The sequence below is a fragment of the Devosia sp. genome, assembly GCF_041917035.1.
In the GTDB taxonomy this organism is placed as follows: domain Bacteria; phylum Pseudomonadota; class Alphaproteobacteria; order Rhizobiales; family Devosiaceae; genus Devosia_A.
Genome location: NZ_JAYRYM010000201.1, coordinates 1 through 6,725, shown reverse-complemented (window position 1 = coordinate 6,725; position 6,725 = coordinate 1). Strand labels below are relative to the sequence as shown.

Annotated in this window: 6 protein-coding genes; 5 read left to right on the top strand and 1 reads right to left on the bottom strand. The window is 65.9% G+C overall.

The window, feature by feature from the left end; genetic code table 11:
- The coding region (locus ACE3TU_RS16910; RefSeq protein ID WP_374626284.1) for a substrate-binding domain-containing protein at positions 1 to 884 on the bottom strand (884 nt) is incomplete at its 3' end.
- 383 nt (positions 885 to 1,267) lie between these two features.
- Between ACE3TU_RS16910 and ACE3TU_RS16905 the strand changes: the two genes are divergently transcribed.
- From ACE3TU_RS16905 to ACE3TU_RS16885, 5 genes are all read left to right on the top strand, one after another.
- Positions 1,268 to 2,101, top strand: a complete 834-nt coding sequence (locus ACE3TU_RS16905; RefSeq protein ID WP_374626282.1) for an ATP-binding cassette domain-containing protein — start codon at positions 1,268 to 1,270, stop codon at positions 2,099 to 2,101.
- Positions 2,102 to 2,113: 12 nt separating this feature from the next.
- The gene (locus ACE3TU_RS16900) at positions 2,114 to 3,130 is read left to right on the top strand and encodes an ABC transporter permease (RefSeq protein WP_374626280.1); all 1,017 of its coding nucleotides are present in this window, start codon (positions 2,114 to 2,116) and stop codon (positions 3,128 to 3,130) included.
- A 198-nt stretch (positions 3,131 to 3,328) separates the two neighbouring features.
- Positions 3,329 to 4,282 (top strand): sugar-binding protein, encoded by a 954-nt coding sequence (locus tag ACE3TU_RS16895; RefSeq protein ID WP_374626278.1) that lies wholly within the window; start codon positions 3,329 to 3,331, stop codon positions 4,280 to 4,282.
- Positions 4,283 to 4,393: 111 nt separating this feature from the next.
- The gene (locus ACE3TU_RS16890) at positions 4,394 to 5,956 is read left to right on the top strand and encodes a sugar ABC transporter ATP-binding protein (RefSeq protein WP_374626276.1); all 1,563 of its coding nucleotides are present in this window, start codon (positions 4,394 to 4,396) and stop codon (positions 5,954 to 5,956) included.
- Positions 5,953 to 6,725: ABC transporter permease (locus tag ACE3TU_RS16885; protein ID WP_374626274.1), on the top strand; the 773-nt coding region annotated here is incomplete at its 3' end. The genes ACE3TU_RS16890 and ACE3TU_RS16885, both read left to right, overlap by 4 nt.

The window sequence follows — 6,725 nt, the reverse complement described above, 5'->3', positions numbered from 1 at the left end:
GCCTCGTTGCCCATCTGGTAGGGCCGCTGGCCGATCTGGAAGTGGCTGCGCCCTTCGCGGAAGGCCTGGGTCTGCGGCGGCAGGGTGTCGCCGGCGATGATGATCAGGTCCTTGCTCTTGAGCTTGTCCATGACCTGGTCGGTGTTCTGCGCGTAGGCCTGCGGACCGAACTGCGCCCATCCGCCCACCAGGATGAAGGCATCGAGATCGGGGTTGGCAGTGAAGACGTCGGCCATCTGCTGGTTGGCAGTGGGGATGTCGTCATTGGTGAACACCGGGCAGCCGGCGGCCTCGGTCCAGCCATTGGTGTTGTCGAGACGGTCGACGCCCTTGGCACCGGCGATGGTGTCGCGGAAGCCGGCGGCGCGCTCGTTGATGTTGGCCGCGGCGACATTGCCCAGCTGCAGGCAGACGGAGCCGCCCGCGGGCTTGAGCTTCATGGCTTCCTTGGCCATGCCCACGCCCATGTCGTAGTTGTTGGTGCCGAAATACGTCCTGCGGAGCGCCTTGTCCTCCGGCAGCAGGTCGGCGTCGACCGTGATGATCGGCATCTGCGGATTTGCCGCCCGGAGCATGTTGGCCATGGCCGGCGCGTTGGACGGGGAGATGGCGATACCGGCGACGCCCCGGCTGATCAGATCCTGGACGATCTGCACTTCGCCCGCCTCGTCCGAACTCAGGGCCGGGCCGGTGTAGAGACACTCGTACTCGCTGTCGGCGTGCGCGGCATTCCAGTCGGCGCAGCCCTGGCCCATGACCGTGAAGAACGGATTGTCGAGGCCCTTGACCACGACCGCCAGGATCTTCTTGTCGGCGGCTACCGCCCCGCTTGCCAGGCCCGCCACCACGGCGGCCCCCGCGAGCATCAAAGTCGTCTTGCGCATACTTTTTCCTCCCTCGTTGCTGTCTCGACCCGCTGCATGCGGGCCCCCACGCGTTTTCGGCGCGCACCTGTCCTCGGCCGGGCCGAAGTCCAGCTGGGTCGCCGTCGCGATGAGTTCTGTGATCCCGCCAGGTCCGCAGTGCCGAACTCGTCGGCGCGCCTCGAGCGGTCCGGAACCGTCATCGCATATAATATTACTACTCCGTGAAGTGTCAATGGGTTTGACGTACGTGCACATACCGTGCAGAAATCTGGTATGACAATAACGCTAACTACATGTCACGCATCACGTAATGCATTTGTCGTACAAATAGGTATACGGCTCTTCCGGTAGAAAGAATGTCAATTGACGTATCGACCTGAGGACCGCAAGATTGCTGGTGAATGACAAGCGGAGACTATATCCGCGAGGGGAGGTCCATGGCCGTTCTGGAGCTGGCGAACATCGCCAAGCACTATGGCGCTATTACCGCGCTGACCGACATCTCGCTGACGCTCAATGCTGGCGAAGTCGTTGGGTTAGTTGGCGATAATGGCGCCGGCAAGACGACTCTGGTGAAGATCATCGCCGGTAACTTCAATCCGTCCGAGGGGACGATCCGGCTCGATGGCCGCCCGGTACAGCTGCACGGGCCGAAGGACGCCCGCTCGAAGGGGATCGAGATCGTCTACCAGGACCTGGCGCTGGCCGACAACCTGACGGCTGCCGCCAACATCTTCCTCGGTCGCGAGCTCACCAACCTAGCCCGTACGCCGCAGGAAGCCGAGCAGCCCGCGCATCGTCGCCGGCGCGGCTGGCGCTGGCTGGTGCCGGAAATCCTGGACTATGGCGCGATGTACAAGCGGGCCGGCGAACTGTTCGCCGAGCTCAAGTCGGAAACCCGTCCCCGCGACATCGTCAAGCGCATGTCGGGCGGACAGCGCCAGGCCGTCGCCATCGCCCGGACCCGGTTGTCCAATCCCAAGATCGTGCTGATGGACGAGCCGACGGCAGCAATCAGCGTGCGGCAGGTCGCCGAGGTGCTGGCGCTGATCCATCGGCTCAAGGAGCAGGGCATCGCGGTCGTCCTGATCAGCCACCGCATCCCGGACGTCTTCGCCGTCTGCGATCGACTCGTCGTCCTGCGGCGCGGCCGCAAGGTCGCCGACAAGCGGGTGGCGGATTCGTCGCCGCAGGAAGTCACCGGCCTCATCACCGGCGCCATCGAGCAGGCCTAGGAGTATTGCCCAATGAGTGCCGACGCCACCCTCAAGGACGTCATCGACCAGCGGACCCATCGCGGGCCGCTCGCCTGGCTGGTCAGCCGCCAGATCTTCTGGATTCTGCTGGCCGTCGTGCTGGCCGTCCTCGCCATGTCGATGCTGACGACCACCTTCGCGACGCCGAACAACCTGTTCAACGTTACCCGCAACTTCGCGTTCGTCGGAATCGTCGGGCTGGGCATGACGGCCGTGATCATCACCGGCGGCATCGACCTTTCGGTCGGGGCGACCGTGCTGATCTCGGCAATGGTCACGACCATCATCATGCATGCCGGGTTGCCGATCGCACTGGCCCTGCCGGCGGCGATGGCGGCATCGCTGCTCGTCGGGCTGATCAACGGCCTGCTGATCGCGGTCGCCGGCATGCCGGCCTTCGTGGTCACGCTGGGGATGATGTCGGTCGCCCGCTCGATCGGCATGGTGCTCTCCAACAATGCGCTGATCTACGAGTTCGGTCCGGACCAGGCGATCCTGTTCGCGATCGGCGGCGGGTCCGTGTCGCTGTTCGGCTTGCCGGTACCCAACCCGCTGATCGCTATGATCATTCTGGCCCTGATCACCGGCTTCGCGCTGCGCTGGACCCGGTGGGGGCGGCACCTGTTTGCCATCGGCGGCAACGAACGGGCGGCGATCCTGACCGGCGTGCCGGTGAAGGCGATGAAGGTCTCAGTCTACATGTTCGTGGCGTTCTGCGCCGGCGTCACGGGCTTCCTGCAGACCGGATGGCTCGGCTCTGTCACCACCGGCCTCGGCACCGGGCTCGAACTCACCGTGATCGCGGCGGCGGTCATCGGCGGCGCGAACCTGGCCGGAGGCAGCGGCACGGCGCTCGGCGCGATAGTGGGCGCCGCTCTCATCGAGATCATCCGCAACTCGCTGACGCTGCTGGGGATCAGCACATTCTGGCAGGGCACCTTCGTGGGAGCCTTCATCGTTCTGGCCGTGGCCTTCGACCGGCTTCGCAATACCGAGACCGGCGAGTGACACGACTATCAACTCCGTCCTGCGCGGGCAGGGCGGAGGCAGGGGCCGGTTTCGACCGGACCCCGGCGAGGGCCGGCAGGGCCGTCGCGAACTGACTGACACGACTGCCTCCACTCCGGCCCGGCGGGTCGGTCGTGGCCCGCAGGCAGGCACTGAGGTACGCACATCAGCCGCGATGCGGCACATTGGGAGGAAGACATGAGAACTATGATCGGCCTGGCCGCGGCGCTTGCCGCAAGTCTCGCCCTATCGAGTGGAGCACTGGCGCAGGACAAGCCCAAGCTGGCTTTCGTCGTCAATGCCGCCTCGGACTTCTGGAAGCTGGCTGAAGCTGGCGTTAAGAAGGCCCAGGGCGAACTGCCGAACTACGAACTCGAGTTCAAATACCCCGCGCAGGGGACGGCGGCGCTGCAGAATGCGCTGATGGACGACCTGGTCGCGGCGGGCACCGACGCGATCATGATCTCGTCGGCCGACCCGAAGAACTCGATCGATGCCTTCAACCGCATCGCGGCGCAGGTGCCGCTGTTCACCACCGACTCCGATGCGACCGATTCCGATCGTATCGCCTACCTGGGCTCGTCCAACACGCTGGCCGGCGTCCAGGCGGGCGAGGAAATGGTCAAGGCGATGAACGGCCAGCCCGGCAAGTGCATGGGCTTCGTCGGCTTCCTCGGCGCCGACAATGCCATCGAACGCATCGCCGGCTTCAAGCAGGCGATCGAGGGCAAGGGCATCGAGCTGGTCGACGTGCGCGGCGACGATGTCGACTTCACCCGTGCCCGCACCAATGTCGACGACGTGCTGGTCGCCAATCCGGACGTCAACTGCATGGTCGGCTTCTATTCCTACAACCCGCCCAAGATCTACGAGGCGCTGCAGGCAGCGGGCAAGCTGGGGCAGATCACCGTGGTGGCGTTCGACGAGGATCCGGTGACGCTGGGTGCCGTGCGCGAGGGTTCGTTCGCCTCGACCGTCGTGCAGCAGCCGTTCGAGTGGGGCTACCAGGGCATGAAGCTGATGGCCGCCTACCTCGAGGGCGACAAGTCGGGCGTGCCGGCCGACGAACTGATCATCGTGCCCACCAAGGTGATCAACAAGGACAATGTCGATGCATTCGAGGCCGATCTGAAGGCCAAGATCAACGGCTAGGGTTCCTCCGGCGGGCGGCGTGGGCCTTCCCGGGCCCCGCCGCCCGATCGGTGTGGGCGCCGCAGGGCGTTGGTGCTAGCGTTCCGATGGCGGAACGTGTGGGGAAGTTCTATGCCAACTGGCGACGGTCAGACTGAGGCCATGCGCCCTTTTCTGCGACTGGCGGGCGTGCGCAAGGCGTATCCCGGAGTGGTGGCGCTTGCCGGCTTCGACATGTCGGTGGGTGCCGGCGAAGTCATCGGCCTCGTCGGCGAGAACGGCGCGGGCAAGTCGACGCTGATGAAGATCCTCGGGGGGGTGATCAAGCCCGACGCGGGACGTATCGAGATCGATGGCGTGGCGCTGGACGGCCTGACGGTCACGCAGTCGATGAAGGCGGGTATCGCCTTCGTCCACCAGGAGCTGAACCTTTTCGACAACCTCGATGTTGCCGCCAACGTGTTCATCGGCCGCGAGCCGCGCATCGGCGGGCTGCTGAACCTGGTCGACGAGCGCCGCATGCGGTCCGCCGTGACCCCGTTCCTGAAACGGCTGGGCGCCAACTTCTCGGCGGACACGCCGCTGGGCCGGCTGTCGCTGGCGCAGCAGCAGCTGGTGGAGATCGCCAAGGCGCTCTCGCTCGAGGCGCGCCTCGTCATTCTCGACGAACCGACCTCGTCGTTGCCGCTGGCCGAAACCGACAGGCTGCTGGACGTCATCGCGGCGCTGAGGGACGAGGGGGTCTCCGTCATCTTCATCTCGCATCGTCTTGGCGAGATCGAGCGGGTCGCGGACCGGGTGGTGGTGTTGCGGGACGGCCAGCTGGTGGGCGAACTGGCTCGGTCGGAAGTCTCGCACGACCGCATGGTGCGGCTGATGATCGGGCGCGACCTGAAGGTGGCGGATGCCTCCGCCCGTGCCGGGCGCGGATCGGTGGCCTTGTCGGCGCGCGCCATCCGGACGGCGGCCTATCCGCATCGTGCGGTGGACTTCGACCTGCATGCTGGCGAGATCCTCGGGCTGGCGGGCCTCGTCGGTTCTGGGCGCACCGAACTGGCGCGATCGCTGTTCGGCATCGATGAGCGCTTCGGCGGGACGGTGTCGCTGGACGGCAGACCATTGCGGCTCCGCACCTCGTCCGATGCCCTCGCCGCGGGCGTGTTCCTTGTGCCCGAAGACCGCAAGGGGGCGGGCATCCTGCTCGATCTCCCCATTGTCGAGAACATCACCCTGCCAAACCTGGGCGCCTATGCGGTGGGCGGGTTCGTGTCGAGGAGCCGCGAGCGGCGGCAGGCCGAGGCGAGCCGAAGCGAACTGGGGATCAAGGCGCCCACCGTCGAGACGAGGACCGGCAGCCTGTCGGGCGGCAACCAGCAGAAGGTGGTGCTGGCCAAGTGGCTGGCGATGCGGCCGCGGGTGCTGATCTTCGACGAGCCGACGCGCGGCATCGATGTCGGCGCCAAGGCGGAAATCTACAGGTTGATGCGCGACCTGGCCGACAGCGGCGTGGCGGTGCTGATGATCTCGAGCGACATGGAAGAGGTGATCGGCGTCTCGGACCGGATCGCGGTGATGCATGAGGGGGCCATCTCCGGCATCCTCGAGCGGGCCGATTTCACCGAGCACAACATACTGCTGCTCGCCGTCGGGCGGAGCATCGCCCGAACGGGGCAGGCGGAGGAGGCGCTGCAATGAACAAGAAAGACCTGGGCCTGTTGGTGCTCATCGTGGTGGTCGGGCTCGTCGTCTACCTGCGCAATCCGCTCTTTCTCAGCCCCAACAACCTTGCCAACACGGCAAACCTGATCGGGCTGTTCGGGTTGTTCGCGATCGCCCAGGGCTTCGTGATCATCACCGGGGGCATCGAGTTGTCGGCCGGATCGATGATCGCGCTGCTCGGTGTGCTGTTCGTCGACCTCGTCGGCAGCAAGGGGGTGCCCTGGCCGATCGCCATGGCCATCGTCATCGCGCTGGGCCTGCTCCTGGGGCTGATCCATGGGCTGCTGATCACCCGGCTGAAGATGCAGCCTTTCGTGGTCACCCTGTGCGGCCTGCTGATCTACCGCGGCGTCGCCCGCGGCTATACCGCCGACGCGACCGCCGGCTTTCCGTTCGGCTCGGAGTATCCCGGCCTCGACTTCTTCGTCGCCCGCATCGGCGGGGTGCCCGTGTCGGTGTTCGTGCTGGCCATCGTCGCGATCGTTGCCTGGTTCACCCTGCATCGCTCGGTGTTCGGGCGCTACCTGTTCGCCATCGGCAAGAACGAGGAGGCGGCCCGATTCTCGGGCATAAGGACCGGCATGGTGGTGACGGCGGCCTATGTGATCTGCGCCGGCCTGACCGCGCTCGCGGCGGTGTTCTTCGCCATGTACACCCGGTCCGTGCAGCCGTCCTCGCAGGGCAATTTCTACGAACTCTACGCCATTGCGGCCGCGGTTCTGGGAGGGTTCTCGCTGCGTGGCGG